This is a genomic window from Salsuginibacillus kocurii DSM 18087, from assembly GCF_000377705.1.
In the GTDB taxonomy this organism is placed as follows: Bacteria; Bacillota; Bacilli; order Bacillales; family Marinococcaceae; genus Salsuginibacillus; species Salsuginibacillus kocurii.
The window spans coordinates 461,551-486,554 of the sequence record NZ_KB898623.1; the positions used below are offsets into that span (position 1 = coordinate 461,551).

The following is a 25,004-nucleotide window of genomic DNA, read 5'->3' on the forward strand; positions in this document are numbered from 1 at the left end:
CCGGTGGCCGTTTTGTTTGGCTAACAAATCTTGTAGAGCCATTAAAAAGAGCCACTTACATTATTAGTGAATGCAAGCGGCTCTTTTTTCTGATTAGCGTTGATGCTTAGTCCTCCATCGTTGATAAATCACCGGTAGGAAGGTCAAGCTCCCAGGCTTTTAGGACGCGGCGCATAATTTTACCGCTTCGTGTTTTTGGAAGCTTGTCCCGGAATTCGATTTCACGTGGCGCAGCATGGGCGGCCAATCCTTTTTTAACGAACGTACGGATATCCTCTTTCATGTCTTCTGTAACATCATATCCATCTCGAAGAGCCACAAACGCCTTAATGATCTCTCCGCGTACAGGATCAGGCTTGCCAATCACACCTGCTTCAGCTACAGCTGGATGTTCGACCAATTTACTTTCAACCTCAAACGGGCCGACACGTTCACCTGCTGTCATAATGACATCATCAATGCGTCCCTGGAACCAGAAATAGCCGTCTTCGTCCATGTACGCAGAATCACCTGATACATACCAGTCACCAAGCTCAAAGTAACTGTTATACTTTTCAGGATTGTTCCATACGGCGCGCATCATGGATGGCCAGCCTTTTTCAAGAGCAAGGTTCCCCATACGGTTCGGTGGCAGTTCATTACCTTGATCATCAATGATAGCTGCTTTCGTACCTGGAAGAGGTTTGCCCATTGAGCCTGGCTTGATTGTCATGCAAGGGTAATTACAGATCATCTGCGCGCCCGTTTCCGTCATCCACCATGTGTCATGGATGCGTAAATCAAAGACTTTCTCTCCCCACCGAACCACTTCAGGATTCAATGGCTCCCCAACACTTAAAATATGGCGAAGCGAAGATAAATCATATTCTTTTATAATTTCATCTCCTGCACTCATCAGCATTCTGAAGGCTGTAGGTGCACTATACCAAACGCTTACATTATACCGGTCAAGCGTTTCATACCAATCCTGGGGACTGAAACGCCCACCGCGCACAACGTTTGTTACGCCGGCTAACCACGGGCCAAAGATGCCATACGAAGTTCCTGTTACCCAGCCTGGGTCAGCAGTACACCAATAGACATCTCCTTCTTTAAGGTCGAGTACCCATTTGGCAGTTTGGTAATGCTGCAACATCGCATAATGGACGTGATAAACTCCTTTTGGCTTTCCAGTAGAACCTGAAGTATAGTGTAAAATTAATCCATCTTCTTTATCTACCCATTCTACCTCAAAGTCAGAGGAAGCTTTCTCCATATGGGCAGTAAAATCATAGTATGGCCCTTCTTCTTTAACCTTGTCCCCATATACAAATACCGTATCTAATGCTGGCAGATCATCCACAGGCACACGTTCAAGCAGCGCTGGCGTAGTAACCAAACCTTTGGCTTCACTGTCTTCAAGACGATCACGCACAGCACCTTCCATAAACGCCTCAAACAATGGCCCTACGATCGCCCCAACTTTAAGGGCGCCAAGCAGTGCAAAATAGAGTTCCGGAGATCTTGGCATAAAGATGAACACGCGATCACCTTTAGAAATGCCTGCTTCTTTCATCATATTGGCAGCTTTATTTGTTTGTTCTTTCATCTCTAGGAACGTATATGATTCATCTCGTGTTCCATCGCTATAATAAAGTGCTACCTGGTCTTTCTTATTAGGATTATCAGCGTGACGGTCGATGGCTTCATGCGCCATATTGATTTTGCCGGTTTGACTCCATGAAAATTCTTTTTCCACTTCAGCCCAGTCAAAATCCTTGGCCGCATCTTCATAACTTTTTAGGTTGAAATCTCCCGTTTTTGGCGGAAGCGCTTGCAACTTCATATATCCATCTCCCTCTCTGTTATGTAGTAGCTTACAATTGTATTATAATATATTATGAATTTTTGTTCAATTTATAATATTGTTTTTGTTTCATAACCGAGCCAATTTCATAATGACGTTTTATGAGCAATAAAACGAATGATATCTATTGATTTTTATTTATTATACAGAATTTAAAAAGTGGCTGACACGTAAGACGGCGACTCCGAGAGGATAAAGCGCAGTCTGAAGATACACTTTTCCGATGAGTTAGCTGAAGACAAGCCCTCGGGAAAGCGTCCGACTGAAGTGAGGGGCACCTTCGTTATTCGGAAGTTAACATCTTATTTTAATGATGAAATCCATTCAACCGGAAAACTTAGATGAGTTTGTCCATTTTAAAAGTGATCATGTATAATGAAGACATGCTTATATTTTCAGAAAATTAAAGGTGGTTCCCTATGATCCATAAAAAAACATATTTTTCGAGGGAAATTCCCTACAAGGATCGTTCATTACTTATTGAAGGACCTATTTCTGGCCAAAAAATTCATGAGTATGATTTCCATGAGGGGCTTGTTGCCTTCAGGCCGCCAAAAGAACAGAAAAAGGCTCTGATTGGAATTGCCGATCTTCCTGAAGGCCGCATCAATGCAGCGGTCGACGGTGATATGATTGTTGGGTACGTTACTTTTGTCTATCCTGACCCACTCGAAAGATGGTCAGAAGCAAACCTTGATAATTTACTTGAACTAGGGGCAATTGAAATTGCTCCAGAATACCGGGGGGCAAAGCTAGGGTCAAATTTGCTTGAACTCTCGATGTTAGATGATGCGATGGAAGACTACATTATTATTACTACTGAATATTACTGGCATTGGGATTTAAAAGGAAGCGGTTTATCAATCTGGGATTACCGAAAAGTAATGGAAAAGATGATGAATGCAGGTGGACTGGAATGGATGGCCACCGATGACCCTGAGATCTCTTCTCATCCTGCTAACTGCCTCATGGTTAGAATCGGAGAACGAGTGAGCCACAACAACGTCTTTGAATTTGATGCTGTCCGCTTTACGAACCGCTTTATGTTTTAACTGCTTTAGCCATCATTTTACAGGAGGAGAGGTTTTATGCTCGTAGAAGAAATTATGAACCAAAATGTCCAGTACTTAACAAAAACAGATACTATTGAAGATGCCATTCATACCATGAACCAATATCGTATACGCCATATTCCCATTGTAGATAAGGAAAAAAAGTTGATAGGAATTGTATCGGACCGAGACGTGCGTGATGCAAGTCCTTCTATTTTTCATGCTGAAGAACACCTTGAGGATTTTAAGAAACCTCTCAAAGAAATTATGGTTTATCCTGTAGTGACCGCTCATCCCCTTGATTTTGTAGAAGAAGTGGCTTCTGTCTTATATGAACATGATATTAGTGCTCTCCCTATTGCTGCAGATGACGACACCTTAGTTGGCATGATTACTGAAACCGATATCTTACATACGCTTGTAAAACTTACGGGTGCCCACCAGCCAAGTTCACAGATTGAAATCCAGGTGCATAATGTAGCTGGTCAATTAGCTGATGTAGCTGGCATCTTTAAAGAACGAGGTGTAAATGTAACAAGTGTCTTAGTTTATCCACATACAAATCCTGAGTACAAAATTCTCGTCTTCCGTCTCCAATTAATGGACCCGAGAGAAGTTATTAACGTACTTAAAGAAGAAGGTTATCACATTAAATGGCCGACAGGTCCGGAGGTTCATCCATGATTAACAATTCTGTCTTTATTTATTCTGAAGAGCAGCTAACGTATAAATTTAATGACGATCATCCATTTAATCATATTCGTCTTCAATTAACCAAGGACCTTCTTCAAGACATGAACGCGTTATCTTCTACTCAATTACTTGCACCACGAATTGCTACAGATGAGGAAATTGGCCTCATCCATGATCCTGGCTATATTGATGCGGTCAAAAAATGTGGCCATGGCGGTCTATCAATTGGAATTGCAAACAATTATGGTTTAGGGACTGAGGACGTCCCAATGTTTGCAAATATGCATGAAGCTTCAGCTTTGCTGGTAGGAGGAACTCTGCAAGCTGTTGAAGAAGTAATGGAAGGCCGTGCAGCACACGCCTTGAATTTAGGAGGAGGCTTGCATCACGGTTTTAGAGGCAAAGCTTCTGGATTTTGCATCTATAATGATAGCTCGATTGCTATTGAATATTTACGCAAAGTATATGGAATGCGCGTTCTTTACATTGATACAGATGCTCATCATGGGGATGGGGTACAATGGGCGTTTTATGAAGACCCGGACGTCTGCACCCTTTCAATCCATGAAACAGGGCGCTATCTCTTTCCGGGGACCGGTACTGTTAATGAAAAAGGACAAGGGAAAGGATTTGGTTTATCGATCAACGTACCTGTGGATGCCTTTTCAGAAGATGAATCTTTACTTGAGATGTATGAAACTGCTGTATGGGAAGTGGCTGACTTCTTTAAACCAGACATTATTGTAACTCAAAACGGGGCTGATGCTCACTATTACGACCCATTAACCCATTTATCTGCCTCTGTTCGTTTTTTCAAAGAAATTCCCCGCATTGCTCATGAAATTGCTCATGACTACTGTGATGGTAAATGGGTAGCAGTAGGAGGGGGAGGATATGATATTTGGCGAGTTGTCCCCAGAGCATGGTCTTTCATATGGTTAGAGATGGAAGAGAAACTTGAAGAAGCTACGGGCCCTTTGCCTACAAGCTGGCATAAGAAATGGCAGCCTCATGCTCCTGTTAAGCTTCCTGAAGCGTGGGAAGACCCTTCCTCCCTCTATCCGCCTATCCCAAGACGTGATGAAATTAATGAAAAGAACCATAAAACACTTGAAAAAGCTTTATTTCATATCCGCAACGAACGTAAGTAACTACCTTGCACCACTAAAAAGCTACCGCAGTAGAAGTTCCTGTTCACTGCGGCAGCTTTGTTTAAGTTATTCTTCTTCTACTTCTTCAGCCCGTAATTCTTCTTCATAAGAAGGGTCAGAAACGATGAGAACCACTCGTCTGTTTTGCCGAAGATTTTCCTCCGAATCATTCGGTGCCACCGGACGAGTATCTCCATAACCTGTGGCAACAAAACGGTCCCCAGGTAAACCTTCCTCTTCTGTTAAGTACCGAATCACACTGCTGGCACGAGCACCTGACAGTTCCCAATTAGACGGATATCGTTCAGTAGAGATCGGTCGGTCATCTGTATGACCTTCTACTTCTACCATATTGGAAACATTATTTAATAAAGTCGAGACTTTACTCAAGAAGGGTTCTGCTTCTGGTAATAGTTCTGCTTCTGCTGAATCAAACAGTAGCCTTTCTTGAAGTACAAGGACAATGCCACGGTCGTCCCTTGTGGCAGTTATAACTTCTTGAAGTTCTTCTTCTACTAAATATTCTTCGATTTCATCTTGTAAATCATCCAGCTCTTCACCTTCAGCAAGTTCATCTGTAGCTTCATCCTCGTCACTATCTTCATCTTCTAGTTCATTGAGGTCGTCCCTAGCCTCTTCAAATTCATCACTGTCCCGTTCAGGATTATCAAATTCAATAGCTGAAGGCATAAATTCCATGATTTGTCTGTCTTCAAAGGAGTCAGCTATCGCTCGAAACCGTTCCGCATCAATCTCTGACATGGAAAAAAGCATAACGAAAAAGACCAGGATGAGAAGAACCATATCAGAGAACGTCGTCATCCACTTTGGGGCTCCCTTATCTGGTTCTTGACGTCTACGCTTCATTCGCTAAGCCCTCCGAATCTTCAAGTTCTTCCTTATCCTTTTGCTCTCGGCGAACAAAGGCACTTAGCTTTTCTTCCAGAATCTTTGGATTTTGGCCAGATTGAACACCAATCACACCTTCTACAATCACTTGTTTAACAAAAACTTCTTGTTCTGTTTTGCTTTCCAATTTACTAGCTAATGGCAGAAAGAACAAATTAGCAAGAATTGTTCCGTACAGCGTCGTGAGCAGAGCGACTGCCATATTCGGTCCAAGTGTCGTCGGATCATCGAGTGATTGCAGCATAAGGACAAGCCCGATTAATGTCCCGATCATCCCCCAGGCAGGAGCATATTCGCCTGCTTTTTGGATAAGCATTCGTCCTCTTTTATGGCGTTCTTCCATAGCTACTACTTCCGCCATCATAATATCTTTGATGATATCCGGCTCGATACCATCTACTGACAGCAAAACTCCTTTGCGAATAAACGGGTCTTCTACATCTTCAATACCTGCTTCCAAAGCAAGCAATCCTTCTCGCCTGGCTTTAGTAGACAAATCTACGAACGTATCAATTAGTTCCCTTAAATCATGCTGATCATTTTGAAAACCTTCTTTGAGTACGCGAGGCAATAGTTTTAAATCTTCGGTCGAAAAGTTAACTAAGATAGCTGCCATAAGACCCCCGAATACAATCAAAAAGGCCGTAATCTGCACAAAAAAGACAACCATATTCAGCCCTTCATTTGTAAAAACAGCAAACAGAAGGGCTATTATTCCGACTAGAACGCCTATTGGCGTAAGAATATCAAATTTTTTCATAATCCTCTCCCTAACCTATCCCATGTTCCTCGCGCATCAGATCCTTTCGAGCTTCAAGCTGTTCATTTAAGAACGAGTAGAACCACGATATTCAATCCGGTGAGGCAATTCAACAATGTGTTCACCTACGTCTTCTTTACTCATATATTTTGTTAATAGACGCATAGAGACAGCTCCAATATCATACATTGGCTGCACCACTGTTGTTAATGTAGGACGCACCATAGTAGCGAGTCTTGTGTTGTCAAACCCAACGACTTCAATATCTTCTGGAACATTGAATCCTTTGTCCTGCAAACCATGAATAACACCTAAAGCCATCTCATCTGTAGAAGCAAAGAACGCAGTTGGCGGTTGTTCACTTTCCATCATCTGCTGAGCTGATTCAAGTCCTGTATCATACGTATATGTCTCAATTGAAACGTGCTCCTCACGAACGCTAAGTCCCGCTGACGAGAAGGCCTCTTTATATCCATTAAATTTCTTTAGGCCGCTCATTGGGTCTTCTAACGGTCCAGAAATGAATCCAATTTGTTGATGACCTTCTTTAATGAGTTCATGAATGGCGTCAAATGCAGCCTGCTGATAGTCAATATTAACTGAAGGTATATCGTGCCCTTCTCCTAACGTTGCAGCCAGTACAACTGGGACAGAAGCTTGTTTAAATTGTTCAGCATGCTCTTCAGTAATCTCTCCGCCCATAAACAAAATGCCGTCTACTTGTTTCTCAAGTAGAGTATTTATGAGATGAATTTCTTTTTCTTTATTTTGATCAGAGTTACAAAGAATCATGTTGTACTTATACATGGTGGCGATATCTTCGATTCCTCTTGCCAGCTCCGCAAAAAAGATGCTTGAGATATCTGGAATAATGACCCCAACTGTAGTGGTTTTTTTGCTTGCCAGCCCTCTGGCTACTGCATTTGGTCGATAACCTAAACGTTCGATTGCGTTCAATACTTTTTTCCTGGTAGCAGGTTTTACGTTTGGGTTTCCGTTAACTACTCTCGAAACCGTTGCCATTGATACTGATGCTTCACGAGCTACATCGTAAATTGTTGTATTCACTGTAAGGGCCTCCTTATATTTCCTTTCAACGTTACTTTCATAATATATCGTAATCATACGACATTTGCAGGAGGTTCCGCAATTCCTTACCTTAATTATATCGACAAAATCCGTTTTTCTTATAGTCATTCCAACAAGAGAAGTAAGATCGTTCCTGGTTCTTTAGAACTAACCTTGTCCGTTAAGAATGTACTCTCCATCACAAGTCGTCTACGTAATATTGTTCCCTTGAAACTTTTTAAAAAAACTAAAGATAATCTTTGAATACTATACTGGAGAGATTGAATAAACATATATAAAGTGCCCTATCACCTGTTTATCCATTTCACTTGTAAGTATACCCAACTTATAAGAAAATGCTCATAAAGAAAGCTGACTTCATTAATATGAAGTCAGCCGCTTCGCGCTATTTTATCCTTTAAATAATCCTGCTTCACGCAGAGAGCCAAGAAAATCATCAAATGTTGGGATATCCATTTGCTGGGCAGAATCAGAAAGAGCTACAGCAGGGTCAGGATGAACCTCTGTCATAACTGCATCAGCCCCAATGGCAAATGCTGCTTTAGCTGTTGGCAAGAGTAGATCACGGCGCCCTGTTGAATGGGTTACATCTACCATTACTGGTAAGTGAGTTTCTTGTTTTAGAACAGGGACAGCTGAGATATCAAGGGTATTGCGGGTGGCATTTTCATACGTGCGAATGCCTCGCTCACAAAGCATAATTTCACTATTTCCATTGGCATGGATGTACTCAGCAGCTTTTACGAATTCATCCATTGTTGCAGACATGCCACGTTTTAAAAGTACGGGCTTATTTACAGCTCCAACTTCTTTCAATAATTCGAAGTTCTGCATATTACGAGCCCCAACTTGAATGACATCAATGTATTCTAGTGCATTTTCAACATCTTTTGGACTTACGATCTCTGAAATAGTGACCATATCAAGTTCGTCGCCAACTCGCTTCAGAATTTCCAGGCCTTCTTGTCCTAACCCTTGGAAATCGTATGGAGATGTACGCGGTTTGTAAGCACCGCCTCGTAGTAAGCGCAATCCTTGATCTTTCATTGCTTTAGCTACTTCGTATACTTGTTCGTAGCTCTCAACGGAGCAAGGTCCTGCTACTAGCTTTTGTTCAGAGTTACCGACTTTTTCACCTTTGAGGTCCACCACTGTATCTTCAGGATGCTTTTTTCGTGATACTAGGAGGGACTTACTGTTATCATCTTCTTGAAGTTCTAAACTGGCTTTAAAGATTTGTTTAAATAAATGCTGAAGAGTAGAAGTTTCAAAAGGCCCTTTATTATTTTCAGCAATTAAATCTAGCATTTTTCGTTCACGTACAGGATCAAATCGATTCTGGCCTGCCTTACGTTTAACTTGCCCAATCTCTTGGGCCAATCTAGCTCGTTCGTTAATAAGGTCCAAAAGTTTTAGATTTACCTCATCTAGCTGATCTCGTAATTGATCTAGTTGCTCGTTACTCATGCTCAACTCCACTCCTTCTGTGTATTTTCATTTCTTTAAAAATTATGATACATTTCTGTATGATTAGAGCCTATTATAAATGATTGCTGTATAGATGTCACCCTATTTTTCTTTATTAATTAAACGCTTTTAAGCGTTAAAGTATTTTTTGCTTTTATATAAGGATTTTCACCGATAATTAATTCATTTTTTTGAGGAGGATCTTCAAATGACCAGTTCTTCCACTTTTTTTGCGTTGGACATTGGAACACGTTCTGTGATTGGTTTGATTTTACAACAAACAGCTGAGGGCTATCATATTATTGATGTTGAGACTAAGGAACATGAAGAACGCTCTATGCTAGATGGGCACATACATAACATTCCAGCCGTAGCTAAGGTTATTACTGCAGTTAAAGAACGGCTCGAAGAAAATCATGGCCCTCTTACCATTGCTTCTGTTGCTGCAGCAGGACGTGCCCTGAAAACAAAACGCAGGGAAAAATCAATAGATATTTCTACACTACCCCGTCTAAGCAAAGAAGACATTCTCCATCTTGAATTAAGCGCTGTTCAGGAAGCTCAGCATGACCTCGCTCAAGCTTTTGAAGAACACCAAGAAAATTATCATTGTGTGGGCTATTCCGTCATGAAGCGGAAACTCGATGATGAGGAACTGCTTAACTTAGAAGATCATACAGGCAGCACGGCAACGGTTGAAATTATTGCTACCTTCTTGCCCAAGATGGTAGTGGATTCCTTATTAACAGCCTTAAAACAGGCAGACCTTGAATTAGAAGCGTTAACACTTGAACCAATTGCGGCGATCAATGTTCTTATTCCGCCCTCTATGCGCAGATTAAATGTGGCTCTCGTTGACATAGGAGCAGGAACTTCAGATATAGCTATTACAAATGGGGGAACAGTAATCGGTTATGGCATGGTTCCACTCGCCGGAGATGAAATCACTGAAGCGTTAAGTGATTCATTTTTACTTGATTTTCCTGATGCTGAACGATTAAAACGAGAATTATCCGAGCATGAACATGTACAATTTGAAGATATATTAGGCATGCCAAATGAACGATCAAAGGAAGAAGTGCTTGAACCCATTCGAAATACGATTTCCCAATTAGCCTCTGAAATCGCTTCAGAAATTATGACGTTAAATCAACAAGCGCCCCGTGCTGTCATGTTGGTCGGCGGAGGGAGCATGACCCCCGAGCTCACAGTTGCTCTAGCTGAAGCTCTTGATTTACCAAAAGAACGGGTAGCAATCCGGGGATTAGACGCTATTAAATCATTATCTACTGTGGCTGATTCCAGCCAAGGCCCAGAAATGGTGACACCAGCCGGCATCGCTATTGCAGCCAGAGAGTATCCAATTGAGTATTTATCTGTCGTGGTAAATCAACTTACGGTTCGTTTATTTGATGTTAAAGAATTGAACGTTGGGGATGCCCTTATGGCTACTGGTCTCCAACTCTCAAAACTTTACGGGCGCCCCGGCATGGCCTATGTTATTCAAGTAAACGGACAGCGAATTACAGTTCCAGGTACTCATGGTGCACCGCCGAGTCTTTTATTAAATGGCTCAGAAACTACACTGTCTGCCCCCATTCAATCAGGAGACGTAATTCAAACCACTCCGGGCGACGATGGGAGTTCTCCCTCGGTTACGGTTCAAGATGTCTGTGACCCTGCTAGCGGGATGACCATATTCATTAACGGAAAACCTGTCACCCTGGAACCGTCCATATGGAAAAATGGAGAGATGGTCTCCATAGATACACCAGTCTTTGATCGTGACACCATTAAAACGATACTTCCTAAAACGGTGGAAGATGCTCTTCAGCTTTACGAGCCTAACTGGTTAGACCTTGCCACCTCCCAATACTATGTCATAAATGATCAGCCTGTGTTTCAAGAGCAACTTACGATTACAGTCAATCAAAAAATGGCCTCTATTCAAACTGCTATAAAAAGTGGGGACACACTCGAGATTACTCCTAATAACACGTTTCCGCTCACGGTTGGAGAAATCCTCAACCTAAACGGTTGGGAAACAGAAGACACCATTCAACTCTTCGTAAATGAAGAGAAAGTGACTTTAAAAAAGCCAGCAGTTGCAGTGAAAGTAAATCATTCTCCGGTTTCGCTAGAAGAAGAAGTAACAGACGGAGCCCGCCTTACCGTTGAGCCAATAGGGGAAGAAGCCTTTACATTTCAAGAATTATTCCGAACTGTAGACCTTCATATAAATCCTGAAAGAGGACAAAAACTAATTTTACGTAAGAATGGTAAAGATACCGAATTATCCACTACGTTAGAAGAAAACGACACTATCGAAATACGTACTGAATAACAAGAGGAGAGAAATGAGGGCCATTAGCTCTCACCCTCTCATATCTCCATGCATAGACTGCTTCCCATAAGTAAAAAGCTGGCTTTCTCTTTATCACAAGAGAAAGCCAGCTTTTCTTTATGAATGGGGCCAGGCATCTTCTAAGGCTTCCACGGTTATTGCACGGTGTGAGTCATGCCATAATACTCTGTCTCTTTCTAATAATAATGCCTGAGGCGATTCATGCTTAATCGCCCACCGCTTCGCCACAATATCTGAAAGGGAGCGGTCCTCAATAACATGTAGAAAGTAAAAGTCATGCGTATCGTACTTCTTACTAAAGCTTTGAAATTCTTCAAAAGCCTTCGCGCTTATTGGACATCCAGTGCTATGTTTGAACAAAAGCACCGGTGTTGTGCCCATTAATGCTTGATTCAATTCTTCTTCAGTTTTCAATTGTATGATAGCCAAGGTGTCAGCCCCCTGTGCTTCGCCTTCAATTAGGATTGGTTTTTTTCTTCTTCCTGAATAGAAGTTTGCAGATCTTCTACTTCCTGTCTTACCGATTCTTTAATCTCTTCTCCTGAATGCTGTAACTCATCAGCTAAGTCATCGGCTAATTCTTCAGCAGATTTTTTCGTTTCATCTACATCACTTTTTACACTGGATGTAGCTTCCTTTACCTTTTCTACTACTTGATTGGACTGATCAGTTACAGTTTGCGCAATGTTAGAAGACTTTTCCTTAGCCACATTAGCCCAATCTGATCCTCTCTCATATGCTGAGTTTGTCCAAGTGGCAGTGCGATCATACGCTGATTGTGCACCTTCTGAAATGTCACTCCTTAGCTCTTTTCCTTTTTTGGGCGCAAGAAGTAAAGCAGAAGCTGCACCTACAATCCCCCCGATTAATGTTCCAATCATAAAATCTTTTGTGTTCATATCACTCATTTTAAAACCTCCTTAAAGTAGTTAGAGTTACAACTAATGGTTTTTTGGTTCCACTTCTTCTTTTTTTCTTTTCCATTTTCCGTATAGATCGATTGCTGCACTTCCCCATTGAACCGCTTGAGCCACTTGCCCTGATTGCTGTTCAGTTTGCGTGGATACTTTTTCAGACATCTGTTGGAATGATTCATTGATGGTATGGACCGATTCCCCAAATTCATGAATGGTTTCAACTACAGAATCCAAGCGTTCAGACTTACTCTGAATGTCTTCAGCAAGTTCATTACTTGTATGTATCAAACTTTCTGCTTCTGTGGTAACCCCTTGAATCTGTTTTTCAAATCGTCCGAGTGTCTCTGTTGCTTCTTGCATGGTACTCGTAACTGCTTTTAACGTTTTAATAATATAAATAATCAAGATAACAAGAGCAATAGCAACAACCCCTACACTTATATATACGAGCTCCATCCTCTATGCACCTCCTTTTTTCTACTTTCCCAAGAAATCTAAAAATAAAACTGCGTATGAAAAGAATTTCGACAAGAGGTTGGAAAACCCTTTGTCTCTTAGGAAATGGATTCTTTCAATATTAATATAAATGAATTCCCTATCCAAATCCCGGCTGTCACACTCACTAACTCTATAAGGTTACCCTATTGAAATTATACCAATATAAAGAGGCTGTCAGCATTATTAAATTACTTCTTTCCATTGTTGAGACAAGAATGGAGTTATAAAATGTTGAAGTGGACATTAATACAGTGACAACCCTACAGCTCAGCACCTCGTTTCTTGGTAGCTCTCTACACCAGAGCTAAAGAAAGAAGCTGTCTCAAAAAGGTGAGTTTAAGGTATGAAAGTTAGCAAGCAACCGGAATAAGCGAAGCTCCAACAGGTGTAGCGCCAGTAGTGAATGATAATATATGTAATTATCGATGAATGGACTTTTTCAGAAGCCTCCGTGGGACAGAATGAAGACCCAGCGGCGAAGATTGCAACTCTAATTTAAAAAGCGGACCATTCCTGTGGTAAAAGCGAACCCATTCCAGTTGTTGCCGACTACTGACTTTAGGGGCTGAGTCTGTCACTAAAGAAAAAAGCGGTCACCAGGACCGCTTGCAACTGTATACGTGACTTATTTGCTTTCATAAGCTGTTTGGATTTTTTGAATATCCCCAGCTCCCATAAAAAGAAGAATACTTTCTTTATGATTTTTTAATTGAGTAATTGTTTCTTCCGAGATTACAGTTGATTGAGGGATGCGTTCTTTTAAATCATTAATCGTAAGTGTTTCATTTTGTTCACGAGCCGAACCAAAGATATCACAAAGATAAACAGCATCTGCTACTTGCAAACAATTAGCAAACTCAACCAAAAAAGTCTTTGTGCGAGTAAACGTATGGGGCTGAAACACAGCCACTATCTCTCGGTCAGGATATTTTTGACTAGCTGCTTCTAACGTGGCTTTTATCTCTGTTGGATGATGAGCATAATCATCAATTAAAATTTGACTTCCAAATGGTTTTTCAGAAAATCGGCGCTTCACTCCTGGAAACGAAGAGAGACGATCTTGAATGATTTTTGCAGGTACTTCTTCATAGTGGCAAATAGCAATTACTGCTAAGGCATTAAGGACGTTATGCGTGCCATGGGCAGGAATAGTAAAGGAACCAAAAAAGTCACCACGAACTGTAACATCAAACGTAGTACCTGCAGGCGTAGTTTCAATTTTATTCGCATTAAAATCGTGGTCGCCGTCAATACCATAATAAATGATGGGCACAGCTGCATTTAACGTCTGTAAATGTTCATCATCGCCACAAGCTATAATCGCTTTTTTCACTTGACTGGCCATTTCTTCAAACGCATCTACTACGTCATTGATGTCTTCAAAGTAATCAGGATGATCAAAATCAATGTTAGTCATGACCGCATAATCCGGATGATAATGTAAGAAATGTCTGCGGTATTCACAAGCTTCAAATACAAAAAAACGACTGTTTTCTTCACCTTTACCGGTACCATCGCCAATCAAAAATGAAGTTGGGCGATATTCTTCCAGCACATGTGCCAAGAGGCCAGTGGTGCTCGTTTTTCCATGGGACCCTGTCACCGCCACTGAAGTATAGTTTTGAATAAATTCCCCGAGAAACGATGGGTAGGGTTTAACTTCTACCCCCAGCTCTTTTGCTTTAGCTACTTCTGGGTTGTCATCTCCATAAGCTGGGGAAGCTATAATGGTTTGTCCATATTCAACATTACTTTCATTGAAATCAAGAAGTGGGATATTTCTTTCCTCTAATGGCTTTTGAGTAAAGAAATATTTGTCTACATCTGACCCTTGAACGTTTTCATTCATATCCATCAAAACTTGAGCAAGTGCACTCATCCCTGAGCCCTTAACTCCGATAAAGTGATACATTGTCATGGTGGACCTCCATCTTTCTTAACCGATCCTAACTAAGACCGGAAAGCTAATCGTCTATCCGAAATGTGTGCTAACTTACATCCAATTTACACTTCATTCATTATAGCAGATCGTTCGTGTTTAACAAATCGAGATCTTTTTCCTATTCATTCATATGATAAACAAGTCAAACTATGTTCCTGCTGGCGCCAAAAAAGAAAAATGCTCTATTCGCCTAGAGCATTTTCACTTCACATATGACATAAACTGTATTCCTTTTTCTTTACGATAAGATAAACTGTGACCTTCGCCTGCTTTTTCACGGTCTGATTGAAACACATGCTCTACCACTTGCTTCACTTCCGGTGCCAAAGCCACAGCCGGACCAAGGTTTACCGTTTTAAAGCCACAACGCAGAGGCCGAAGGAGATACCATTCTCCCTGGTTAAGGGATTGCAAGGGACCAAGGGGCTGATAAGCCAAAAGTTTTTCTTCATTGGAATAAGGAAAAAATGCCTGCTGTTCATCACCTGTTCGCTCACTTATAATTTGAACCGGCTCTAAGGCTGAAGTCATAATTAACCCGCCCACTGCTAACTCTGAAGCTGACAGATTACCGCTTTCCTTGCGGATATAAAGGTCAAACAGGCGTGAACCAATGATCGTAACATAGTCAAAAGCAAACCAATGTTCAAACAACTCTTGCCATTCTTTCGTTTCCGTTTCGTCAGGATGGAGGAATGCCAGCTGTCGAAACAAATGTTTGGCTCGCACTTTATCTCGAAGGTTTGCATTTACTTGCACCCAGTTAAAATACTTTTCATAGATGGAAACTAATGCTTGATTTGCTTCCTCTTGTTTCTTTTCTTTCAGACTTTCAAAATTGATTATCGACTTCGCCACGTCTTTCCACCCCTTTCAAAAAGGTGAGCGTCTCTCTGATCTAGTAGCCTTAATCAATTCGTTCTAGACGTGGATTGTTCCGATATTCCCGTCCTGCTTTGGCTTGATGCTCTTTATCTAATAAGACGTTATCTCCTGTGAAACCGATATGAATGTCTAAAAGGCTGCTTCCCACACCATACATATCAATTGGGACATTAGCTTTCTCATACGCAGCAATTTTCTCAGCTGTAAAACCTCCGCTCGCTACGATCTTCACATGATGAAAGCCTTCATGATTCAGAGCTTCCCTAAGCGCAAAAACGAGGGCTTGATTTACACCACGTGGGTCAAAATCCCCCATGACTTCAGGTTGTCTGCAAAAGTATTGATCAACCATATGATTAGAAGTATCTACTCTAACACCTTTTAATTTATCTCCAAATTCACGTGCAACCAATAAAGAATCAGTGATGACATCATTATTATAATCCACTAGCGCCATTAATTCATCCTCGGGGTACATTTCCTGGTAGGCTTTTGTAGCCTCTACCACATCCCCTTCAAATAATTGGATTAAAGCATGCGGCATCGTGCCAATTCCTTTTTTGCCCCACCATTCATGCATGGCATGTGTAGCCTGGGCTTTAGACCCACCTATAAAGGCAGCATAACCATCCCCAGCCTGTTGGGTAAAGTGGTCATCACGGTCGCCCATAAAAATAACCGGCTTTTGGACACCGGAGCTCCGTGCTGATTTAACAACTTCATATACGTTTGTAGCTACTGATGTTCTTCTAGCAAAAATCCCATCAATAACACCTTCGAGAAAACCAAAACTTTGATAAGGACCAGTAATCGTCAAAACCGTTTCAAACGGTTCAATCTTATCTCCGTCTTCTAATGAATGAATAATAAGATTCTCAGGCTCCTCTGCGAAGGTTTGAATTAAAGCAATTACTTCATCAGTCCCACATAACACAGCATGCTTTTTTTGAAAAAATTGCATCGTTACTTCTTTGTCTGCTTTGTATTTTTTCGCAATTTCTCTTGTTTTCAAGAAGTATACAGCTGAGAACCAGCCATCCCCCACGCGATTGTCAAATTTAAAAGTTTCATTTGTCAAACGCTTAATCTCTCCGTTTAGTTTCTTCTCAATTTCTTTCATTATTTATCTCCTTGCTCACCATTACATGCTACTTTTTTTGCAGTGTAAAAGCCCGTACTAGTGAATGCATAAAACAAGCACGGGTCTTATTTTAGTGATATTCTTTCTGGGTATGCTGTTCCATAATAACAGCTTCGACAATCTCCTGGATGTCATGTTGCTTTAAATCGGCAAACCCATGTTTCAGTACAATCGGCATGCTAAGCTCTTGTTCGGTTAAAAGTGTTAACCAGTCTGGCGCTTTTGTTTCAAGAAGTTCATCAAGTTGAATTTGTTGCACAACGGACCCCTCCTTTAGATTGTTGAGGCTACGTGCGCGTTCTTTTTGTCTTGCTTCTTGTTCTTTTTTCACTAGGGCCAAGAAAAGTACATAACTTACCAACGAGTGCTCGCATGTTCATTTGTTTCTACATACTATAATAAATAAGGTTGCGTGTGAAAACAAGTTATTCATCGGAACTCAATATTTCTTCCGTTCGCTCTAATGATTCTTTTGTAACCAAAACTTGTCTAGGTTTCGTACCATTGGCTTCAGAAATGATACCTCTTGAGGCCATCATATCAATTAATCGAGCCGCGCGGTTAAAACCAATATGGAAATGGCGTTGCAGCAACGACGAAGAAGCACCGTCCTGCTCGATGACAAACTGGCAAGCCTCGTCAAACAAATCATCCTCATCTTCTTTTTTTCCACTTGCATCAACCTGTTGAGTTAACGTACTTCGCTGCAATAAAAACTCAGGCTTCCGCTGGCTTTTAACATCCCGGGCAACCGCTTCTATCTCATCATCATTGACGAAGGTACCTTGAACACGGATCGATTGGGAAGAACCATTAGGATGGTAAAGCATATCCCCCTTACCAATTAAACGCTCCGCTCCCCCGGAGTCAAGAATTGTGCGTGAATCTGCCTGGGAAGATACAGCAAACGCTACTCGCGTTGGAATGTTGGCTTTAATTAAACCAGTAATTACATCTACAGATGGACGCTGCGTAGCTACGAGTAAGTGAATACCACATGCTCTCGCTTTTTGAGCGATGCGACAAATCGAATCCTCAACTTCTTGGGCAGATACCATCATAAGATCAGCCAATTCATCAATAACAATTAGCAAGTACGGCATTTTATCAGCACACTCACCATTCTCGGTTTTCAGCTGGTTAAACCGGTGAATGTCACGAACACCGGCATGAGCCAGACGTTCATAGCGATCTTCCATTTCAGAAACCGCCCATTTCAAAGCAGCAGTGGCTTCTTTAGCATCGGTAATGACAGGAGAAGCCAAGTGCGGAACATCGTGATATGCCGCCAGCTCAACCATTTTAGGGTCGATTAATAACATCTTTACATCAGTCGGGTCAGCCTTGTAAAGCAGGCTAAGTAAAATTGAATTAATACATACACTTTTTCCTGAACCTGTAGCACCAGCGATAAGACCGTGCGGCATTTTCTGTAAGTCGCATACCACAGGGTCACCCGCAATATCGAGCCCCATAGCTACAGCAAGAGGCGAATCATGTTTCCTAAATACATCTTTTGCTAGAATTTCCCTTAAAAAAACTGGCGTACTCGAAGGATTTGGAACTTCTACCCCAATTAGGTTCTTACCTGGGATAGGAGCTTCCATGCGCAAATCTTTTGCCGCCAGTGCCAATTTCAAGTCATCTGTCAAATTTGTTATTTTACTAACCTTCACACCGGGAGCAGGTTGTATTTCAAATCGAGTTACGGCCGGCCCTCTCGTAACATGCTGCACTTCTGCTTTTACATTAAAGTGAGCTAACGTCGTTTCTAGCAGTTCACGTTGTTGTTCTAGTTCATTTTCATCATGTTCTGCTTTTGGTGCTGGTTTATTTAATCTCGCAAGTGATGGTTTTTGGTAAGGAGCTGGCTCTTGGCTTGAGTGTTTCAAGGCTTCCATACGTTTTTGCTTTTGGTACTTAGCTTGATCTTTAGGTTCCATCATAACGTTAAAGGGCACATTTTGCTGAGCCGTCCCCTCTGTGTCTTGCTTTTGAGCTGCACGTTGTTTTTTTCGTTCTTGGTGGCTTAAACGCTTTTTGCCGGAAGCTTTTTCAGTTGTCTCGTTCTCACGTTCCGAGGCTGGCTGACCTCCTGCAGGATAAGAGGACAATTCCTCTGACTTTGAGTCCATCACACTGTCAGAACTATTTATCTTCTTCCTCACCGGGGTTAGAGGTTCAGGTTCAGGTTCAGGTTCAGAATCTAATTCTGGCTCTTGAGAGCTTACGGGTTCAAACTCATGTACTGGCTTCACGGTGGCTGCCATACGCTCAGGTTGAGCATCATCCATGTTCATGTCCGTCTCTGTTTGTTTAAAATAAGTCTCCGTCCCCGCTGATGAACTCTCATCATATACGGGTTCGGAATATGGCAAACCATTATCCGGGTCTTCTTTCTCTCTCGCCTGATTCAAAACCTCCTCTTCAACCGGGGTTGGGTGCTCTGCTTTTTCGGCTGGTTCAGTAAGCCTTTCTTCTAGCTCTTCAGCTACTTCCTCTTCCGGTTCTTCTTCCATGAATGTAACTTGTTCTTTCTCAGTGTCTTTTGCAGGTGTACGAAAGCCGTGAATAGGGCTTGGTATTTCCTGCGGTACAAATGGAGTCGACCGCGATGGTGAATGTTGGTCTACAGTAGCTAACAGTTCCTTGGAAGTAGAAGCATTCTTTTTTTGTTTTGATTCAGAGGGTTCTCTGGCAGCAGAATATGTTGAAGACTCATTCGTTGCAGGAGAAGAGGCGGGTGAATGGGCCTGGTACTGTCTCGATTCAGCCGACTTCTTTTTATAAGTGGGATCATCCACGTCTAATGGAAAACGAAAAGCCCCCTTTTTCGGGTATTGATACGTCATTTTCACGCCCTGGCTTTCTGAATGCGGCACGCGCCCTCTAGAAGAAGACTTGGCAGGCGCCTCCTCCTTGGAGCGTTTTTCTTCATTAACTGAAGCAGATTCATCTCCAAAAAAATAAGCTTGTAACCGGTTCATCCAACGTCCCAAGCGATTTCTCATAATCTATCACACCTAACTTACGGTTTAAATTCTACTTTATCATACTTGTTATGTATTCTAATTCTAACGAAGACAATGAAAAACCACCAGCCCTGCTGGTGGTTTTAGTACTTATGCTTTACTAGAATGGTATTGAGTGAGAAAGTCTTGGCCGGTGTCATAGTTCTCATCCAGAACGAGGATACCTTTTCCTTCTTCATGTTCAGGAAGAGCCAATTCTTTCGCCGAACAGATCATACCGGTAGAATCAACCCCGCGTAATTTTGCAGCTTTTATTTTCATTCCAGTCGGCATAAATGCACCTGGGAGTGCCACAACCACCTTCTGCCCAGCCTTAACATTAGGGGCCCCGCACACGATTTGATATGCAGTTTCTCCTATATCTACCTGGCAAACGCTCAACTTATCAGCGTCTGGATGTTTCTTTTTTTCTTCAACATAACCTACTACAAAAGAAGAAACTTCAGGACGACTATATACTGCTTCCCATCCAGATTCCTTCAATGCTTCGTTTAAAATGCTCACATACTCATCCTTCACTGGGAGCATGCCTTTTTCATGAATTGAACCAAAGGTACTAACATTAAATACGTGCCACCCGACTGTTTCACCTGAATTTATATTGAACAAACGAGCTACATCGCCTTTTTGTTCAACGTCTCGCTTCTCCTTTGAAATTTCTTTAAGAGAAACAAGCAAAGTGTCACCTATTCCTTCTGGATTGTAGAACATATTCATGGTTTATTGTCTCCTTTATGTTTAATCGTTGTAACATTACGGGTTATGAGAAAATTCCCCTTTTGCAGTCTGAGTGGCCTCAACTGCTAAGGAGAGAATTGTCAGTACGTCTGTCCCTGCACCGGCATATTATCAATTATCACGAGTACCGTTTAACAAGGCCATCATTTTTAACCGCTTTTATTGTTTTGGCTTTTTTCTTGCCATTATAAATATAGGACGTAACTGCTTGGCTTCATACACCATAGGCATAGCTGTAATTGGAACTTGACCATTACTGAAAAAACGAAAAGCCAATTGCCCTAACACATCATACCCTTGTTCATTGCGTATATCTGCAAACACTAAAACGTCCTGATGGGGGATAGCGAGTGCAAGTTCTCCCTCTGCTTTAGCGGCCATTTCTTCTAACAGCGTGTCATTCAAAATTCTGCTTGCATCATATCCGTCGTTTGTATTAACAAAATAAAATAGGTTACCAGCCACTTCATCTTGAGTCATTGTTGTAGTAAGAGCCCTTACATTAAATTTGGCAGTTTCTTTTATATTCTCTACCTCTACATTTTCAGCTCGCAGCATTCCTTCATCCAGAAGCGTGTAAGACTCGCCCAAGTCAAATGCATAATATATGCGGGTTTCTGCTGTGTGCTCTTCTGTAATCAACGGTTCTTTACTCTCTGCTTCAGTCGGAAAAGAAGCAGCTCTCACCACTGGATAAATCAAGTGTTCATTGCCTTTAATAGGTGTTCTTTTGTCCATGGCGGCAAATGTCCCATCTATATGCTTCACATATTCTTGCAGGGCTTTTTCACCTTCACGTTCATATTTTGCTTTTAGCTGTGATAAATCAATCGTTACCCCTTGGTGGTCATGCGTACGCTCTACCCGCAGCGAGGAATTATCTTTATCAAATTGAAAGGTACGCTCAGGTGAACGCAGCCTTTTCTCCATTTCATTTCGCAACTGATTCACTTCCATCAGGATGTCCCTCCTTCACGCTAGTTATTTTAACATGTAATCAGGGACGAGAGCGAGAATCCAAGCGCCTACCCCTGTTCAATTTTCATATCACCGGGCTTGATCCAGCCTTTCTTTTTAAACCAGGAACTACAAGCTAAACTTATCAAAGCTGGGCCGAGAAATTGTAGTATGATAACGAGTAAAAGGACGCTGGTGGAAAAGCCCATGACAGAAAAGGTCATAATTTGCCCGACTAACCCGCTGCTTCCCATCCCAGCACCGGCTGCATTATTTTCCATTTGAAACCAGGCAGTGGCAAAAGGGCCGACCAGTGCACCTGCAATCGTAGGAGGCAGAATGATGATTGGTTTGTTGATCACATTTCCAATCTGAAGCATCGACGTTCCTACTCCTAGTGCAGCGAGACCTGAAATACCGTTATCTCTATAACTACTCACGGCAAACCCTACCATTTGCGCGGTACATCCAATCGTTGCTGCGCCTGCAGCTAACCCTTCCAAGTTAAGCATAATAGCAATAGCTGCACTAGAAATGGGAGCTGTTAGAGCAACTCCCATTAATATTGCGACGAGTGCTCCCATAATTATAGGCTGTTGTTCTGTGGCAAAGATTACTACTTGCCCAAATCCTTGTAAAAATTGATCAAGAGCAGGTCCTACAAAAACAGCTACCGTAAATCCGCTCACAATCGTAACAAAAGGCGTTACTAAAATATCGACCTTGGTCTCTTTGGATACCAGCTTCCCTAGTTCTACGGCCACTAAAGCAGACACAAAGGCACCTGCAGGACCACCGCCTTCACCGTCAGCTAACGCACCTTCTGCTCCGGCAGCTCCGCAGACAATAGCAGCAAATATAACAAGCGGCGGTGCTTTTAAACCATACGCCACAGCCGCACCTATAGCAGGGCCCATCAGACTCATGGCCAAAGCTCCCATATCCTCAAGATAAGCAGAGCCGAGCTGAGTACCAATCGTTTCAATAATTAGACCAATAATTAAAGAAGAAAACAAACCTAATGCCATATAACTAAGGGCAGTGATAAAATATGTATGAAAGGACAACTCAATCTCTTTTTTAGCAAGAAATGCTCTCATTTTTGCTTTCTCCCCCCCTTTAATCCCCCTATTCGTTAGAGGAATCAGGTAATTCTTGTCGAAAATAAGGGTATCAGCCGGTTGTTAAACACTCCTAGACAGATGGTGTACATTTAGTATAAACAAGGAGGTCTTTAAATGAAACTACATGTTTATTTAGCAGGTCAAATTCATGATGATTGGAGAAAAAGCTTGCGTGCTAAAGCTGAAGAAATGAAGCTTCCACTTACTTTTTCAGGACCAATGGAAAACCATGACCGTTCTGACAACATAGGAGAAGAAATCCTTGGTCAACAACCAACTTCCATTGCCAAAGACGAAGCTGCTTCGAGCATTAATAATTTACGCACCCATATTTTAATGCAGAAAGCGGATGTTGTAATTGCTTTATTCGGAGAATCATACAAGCAGTGGAATACGGCTATGGATGCGGCAAGTGCCGTAGCATTAGGCAAACCATTAATCTTAATTCGACCTGAATCTCTTCATCATCCGGCAAAAGAATTAGCAAATAAAGCTCAAGTCGTAGTGGAAACAGAAGAACAAGCTTTACAGGCTTTAGCTTATGTATTTGATACAGAATAAAAAGCCTTCTTCATCAATTATGCTTTTCTCGCTCAAGTGAACTTACTTTTCTTTCCCGGAGAAACACATAAAAGCCCCGATCCGAAAAAAAGTTGGAGCGGGGCTTTTATAATGTACCTTTTTTAAATTGGCTCTATTAAAGGCGAATGTTTATTGTTAAGAATGATGTTGATTGTAGATAAAAGAGCGAGTCGCCTTTGGGAAAGCATTAGCTGAACCTCGCAGGGTGTTTTCCCGAGGAAGCTAAAGCAATGTACGGGGCAAGCGAGCGTCTAACAGCAACATTTAACAAAGCCTTAAATTAGACATTGCTGTGGATGGACTGCAAGGTCGACTGGTCCACGCCTTTTACCAATTTGGTAATCAGTTCTTTTGCAGCTGCATAGTCATCGACATGGACAATGGAAGCTGAAGTGTGAATGTAACGCGAGCAGATTCCAACAACAGCAGAAGGAATGCCATCGTTCGAAGTATGTACACGCCCGGCATCGGTTCCTCCTTGAGAAATAAAGAACTGATAGTCAATGTCATTGGATTGTGCAGTATCAAGTACATAATCACGCATGCCTCGGTGTGTAATCATCGTCCGGTCATAAATCCTTAGCAGAGCTCCTTTGCCTAACTTTCCAAATGCATCTTTCCCACCTGTTGCATCATTAGCTGGCGAGGCATCTAAAGCAAAGAAAATATCCGGTTTAATCATTTGAGCTGCCACTGCTGCTCCCCGAAGGCCTACTTCTTCTTGGACAGTAGCGCCTGAATAAAGGGTATTTGGAAGTTTCTCCTTACTCACTTCTTTTAAAAGTTCTGCTGCTAGCCCGACCCCATAACGATTGTCCCAAGACTTTGCCAGGATTTTTTTGTTATTTGCCATTGGCGTAAACGGACAAACCGGCACAATTTGCTGACCAGGTTTAATGCCAATGTTTTTCTCAGCATCTTCTTTGTTGTCCGCTCCTACATCAATGTACATATTTTTAATTTCCATTGGCTTTTTACGCTTCTGTTCATCCAATAAATGAGGAGGCGTCGAGCCAATAACGCCAATGACAGGACCATTGTCAGTCATGACCTCAACCCGCTGAGCAAGTAGCACTTGACTCCACCAGCCACCCAACGTTTGAAAACGAATTAAGCCTTTATCGTTTACTGATTTCACCATAAAACCGACTTCATCCATATGACCAGCAACCATAACTTTTGGACTGCCTTCATCTCCATGCCTAACGCCAAATAGGCCACCTAAACGATCCTGAAGAATCTCATCAGAGTAAGGTTCGATTAAGGAGCGAAAGTAACTGCGTACTTCATGTTCAAAGCCAGGAGCGCCCTGGATTTCTGTCAATGTTTGAAACATTTGCTTCGTAACTTCGTTCATTGTCTAACTCCTTTCGTGTTCCAAAAGAATGACTCTTTATAATTGTAGCGAACCTTACCTTTATTTTCTATGCTTTATTCTGAAAAGTCCATCCGTTTTCTTGCATGGATTCTAAATACCCCGCATAATAGAAGAGAATAACCTACTCTGAAACTTTTAGAAAGGATGGACATGGATGAAGATTAGAGATCTACTGATCGGTGTTGGACTAGGATTTGCAGCGGGTTATGCAGTAAAAGAAGCATGTGCTCACAAAACAGTTTCTCCTGAAAAAGCTTTAAAATACGTAAAAGAAAATGTTAAAGATTCAATTCCAGTTAATGGTTCCTGGATTCATATGACGCCAGAGAACTATGAAAAAGACGAATTAGAGTACACTGTCTATAAAGGCGGAATCTCAAGCACACAAGCAGGGGAAACAAAGCAGCTGGATTTTGTGGTCGATGCCAAAACAGGCACCATCCTTGAACTTTCCTCATAAATAGAAAAGCGGAGGGCG

Annotated in this window: 23 protein-coding genes; 6 read left to right on the forward strand and 17 right to left on the reverse strand. The window is 41.8% G+C overall.

Annotated elements, in window-relative coordinates; genetic code table 11:
- Window positions 1-106 precede the first annotated feature (106 nt).
- Entirely contained in the window at window positions 107-1,825 is a 1,719-nt protein-coding gene (gene acsA, locus D469_RS0102295; protein WP_018921743.1) for an acetate--CoA ligase, read from the reverse strand.
- Window positions 1,826-2,265: 440 nt separating this feature from the next.
- Here acsA and D469_RS0102300 point away from each other — a divergent pair, with 440 nt between their 5' ends.
- From D469_RS0102300 to D469_RS0102310, 3 genes are read left to right on the forward strand one after another with little or no spacing between them, the layout of a single operon-like run.
- A complete protein-coding gene (locus tag D469_RS0102300; RefSeq protein WP_018921744.1) occupies window positions 2,266-2,898 on the forward strand; it encodes a GNAT family N-acetyltransferase in 633 nt (210 codons plus the stop codon).
- Between the two features lie 36 nt (window positions 2,899-2,934).
- Window positions 2,935-3,582: an acetoin utilization AcuB family protein gene (locus tag D469_RS0102305; RefSeq protein ID WP_018921745.1), complete on the forward strand. Its 648-nt coding sequence runs from the start codon at window positions 2,935-2,937 to the stop codon at window positions 3,580-3,582.
- Entirely contained in the window at window positions 3,579-4,742 is a 1,164-nt protein-coding gene (locus D469_RS0102310; RefSeq protein WP_018921746.1) for an acetoin utilization protein AcuC, read from the forward strand. The genes D469_RS0102305 and D469_RS0102310 overlap by 4 nt, the downstream gene beginning before the upstream one ends.
- A 66-nt stretch (window positions 4,743-4,808) precedes the next feature.
- Here D469_RS0102310 and motS read toward each other — a convergent pair whose 3' ends face one another.
- The 4 genes from motS to D469_RS0102330 all read right to left on the reverse strand — a co-directional run bounded on the left by motS (window position 4,809) and on the right by D469_RS0102330 (window position 8,967).
- Entirely contained in the window at window positions 4,809-5,609 is an 801-nt protein-coding gene (gene motS / locus D469_RS0102315; protein ID WP_018921747.1) for a flagellar motor protein MotS, read from the reverse strand.
- Window positions 5,599-6,411: a flagellar motor protein MotP gene (motP, locus tag D469_RS0102320; protein WP_018921748.1), complete on the reverse strand. Its 813-nt coding sequence runs from the start codon at window positions 6,409-6,411 to the stop codon at window positions 5,599-5,601. Before motP ends, motS begins: the two co-directional genes overlap by 11 nt.
- 66 nt (window positions 6,412-6,477) lie before the next feature.
- Window positions 6,478-7,479, reverse strand: coding sequence for a catabolite control protein A (gene ccpA / locus D469_RS0102325; RefSeq protein ID WP_018921749.1), 1,002 nt, complete (start codon window positions 7,477-7,479; stop codon window positions 6,478-6,480).
- A gap of 411 nt (window positions 7,480-7,890) precedes the next feature.
- Window positions 7,891-8,967 (reverse strand): bifunctional 3-deoxy-7-phosphoheptulonate synthase/chorismate mutase, encoded by a 1,077-nt coding sequence (locus tag D469_RS0102330; RefSeq protein ID WP_018921750.1) that lies wholly within the window; start codon window positions 8,965-8,967, stop codon window positions 7,891-7,893.
- 208 nt (window positions 8,968-9,175) lie between these two features.
- On the opposite strand from D469_RS0102330, the gene D469_RS0102335 reads away from it, so the two are divergent.
- Complete coding sequence (locus D469_RS0102335; protein WP_018921751.1) at window positions 9,176-11,311, forward strand: cell division FtsA domain-containing protein; 2,136 nt, start codon at window positions 9,176-9,178, stop codon at window positions 11,309-11,311.
- 117 nt (window positions 11,312-11,428) lie between these two features.
- On the opposite strand, the gene ytxJ is transcribed toward D469_RS0102335, so the two are convergent.
- The 11 genes from ytxJ to D469_RS0102390 all read right to left on the reverse strand — a co-directional run bounded on the left by ytxJ (window position 11,429) and on the right by D469_RS0102390 (window position 22,542).
- Window positions 11,429-11,761, reverse strand: a complete 333-nt coding sequence (ytxJ, locus tag D469_RS0102340; RefSeq protein ID WP_018921752.1) for a bacillithiol system redox-active protein YtxJ — start codon at window positions 11,759-11,761, stop codon at window positions 11,429-11,431.
- A 29-nt stretch (window positions 11,762-11,790) separates the two neighbouring features.
- Window positions 11,791-12,240, reverse strand: a complete 450-nt coding sequence (locus D469_RS0102345; protein WP_018921753.1) for a YtxH domain-containing protein — start codon at window positions 12,238-12,240, stop codon at window positions 11,791-11,793.
- 33 nt (window positions 12,241-12,273) lie between these two features.
- A complete protein-coding gene (locus D469_RS0102350) occupies window positions 12,274-12,705 on the reverse strand; it encodes a DUF948 domain-containing protein (RefSeq protein WP_018921754.1) in 432 nt (143 codons plus the stop codon).
- A 667-nt stretch (window positions 12,706-13,372) separates the two neighbouring features.
- A complete protein-coding gene (gene murC / locus D469_RS0102355; protein ID WP_018921755.1) occupies window positions 13,373-14,665 on the reverse strand; it encodes a UDP-N-acetylmuramate--L-alanine ligase in 1,293 nt (430 codons plus the stop codon).
- 225 nt (window positions 14,666-14,890) lie between these two features.
- Window positions 14,891-15,547 carry a hypothetical protein gene (locus D469_RS0102360; protein WP_018921756.1) on the reverse strand — a complete coding sequence of 219 codons (657 nt, stop codon included), beginning with the start codon at window positions 15,545-15,547 and terminating at the stop codon, window positions 14,891-14,893.
- Between the two features lie 49 nt (window positions 15,548-15,596).
- Window positions 15,597-16,694 carry a nicotinate phosphoribosyltransferase gene (locus D469_RS0102365; protein ID WP_018921757.1) on the reverse strand — a complete coding sequence of 366 codons (1,098 nt, stop codon included), beginning with the start codon at window positions 16,692-16,694 and terminating at the stop codon, window positions 15,597-15,599.
- A 91-nt stretch (window positions 16,695-16,785) separates the two neighbouring features.
- Window positions 16,786-16,974, reverse strand: coding sequence for a hypothetical protein (locus tag D469_RS0102370; RefSeq protein WP_018921758.1), 189 nt, complete (start codon window positions 16,972-16,974; stop codon window positions 16,786-16,788).
- 166 nt (window positions 16,975-17,140) lie between these two features.
- Entirely contained in the window at window positions 17,141-19,726 is a 2,586-nt protein-coding gene (locus tag D469_RS0102375) for a DNA translocase FtsK (protein WP_018921759.1), read from the reverse strand.
- 111 nt (window positions 19,727-19,837) lie between these two features.
- Window positions 19,838-20,464 carry a YtpR family tRNA-binding protein gene (gene ytpR, locus D469_RS0102380; protein WP_018921760.1) on the reverse strand — a complete coding sequence of 209 codons (627 nt, stop codon included), beginning with the start codon at window positions 20,462-20,464 and terminating at the stop codon, window positions 19,838-19,840.
- A 180-nt stretch (window positions 20,465-20,644) separates the two neighbouring features.
- Entirely contained in the window at window positions 20,645-21,442 is a 798-nt protein-coding gene (locus D469_RS0102385) for a DUF1444 family protein (RefSeq protein WP_018921761.1), read from the reverse strand.
- A gap of 68 nt (window positions 21,443-21,510) precedes the next feature.
- Window positions 21,511-22,542, reverse strand: coding sequence for a PTS sugar transporter subunit IIC (locus tag D469_RS0102390; protein ID WP_018921762.1), 1,032 nt, complete (start codon window positions 22,540-22,542; stop codon window positions 21,511-21,513).
- Between the two features lie 138 nt (window positions 22,543-22,680).
- Between D469_RS0102390 and D469_RS0102395 the strand changes: the two genes are divergently transcribed.
- Window positions 22,681-23,127 (forward strand): YtoQ family protein, encoded by a 447-nt coding sequence (locus D469_RS0102395; RefSeq protein WP_018921763.1) that lies wholly within the window; start codon window positions 22,681-22,683, stop codon window positions 23,125-23,127.
- 301 nt (window positions 23,128-23,428) lie between these two features.
- On the opposite strand, the gene D469_RS0102400 is transcribed toward D469_RS0102395, so the two are convergent.
- Entirely contained in the window at window positions 23,429-24,505 is a 1,077-nt protein-coding gene (locus D469_RS0102400) for a M42 family metallopeptidase (RefSeq protein WP_018921764.1), read from the reverse strand.
- A gap of 175 nt (window positions 24,506-24,680) precedes the next feature.
- Between D469_RS0102400 and D469_RS0102405 the strand changes: the two genes are divergently transcribed.
- Window positions 24,681-24,986, forward strand: coding sequence for a PepSY domain-containing protein (locus tag D469_RS0102405; protein ID WP_018921765.1), 306 nt, complete (start codon window positions 24,681-24,683; stop codon window positions 24,984-24,986).
- Window positions 24,987-25,004 lie beyond the last annotated feature (18 nt).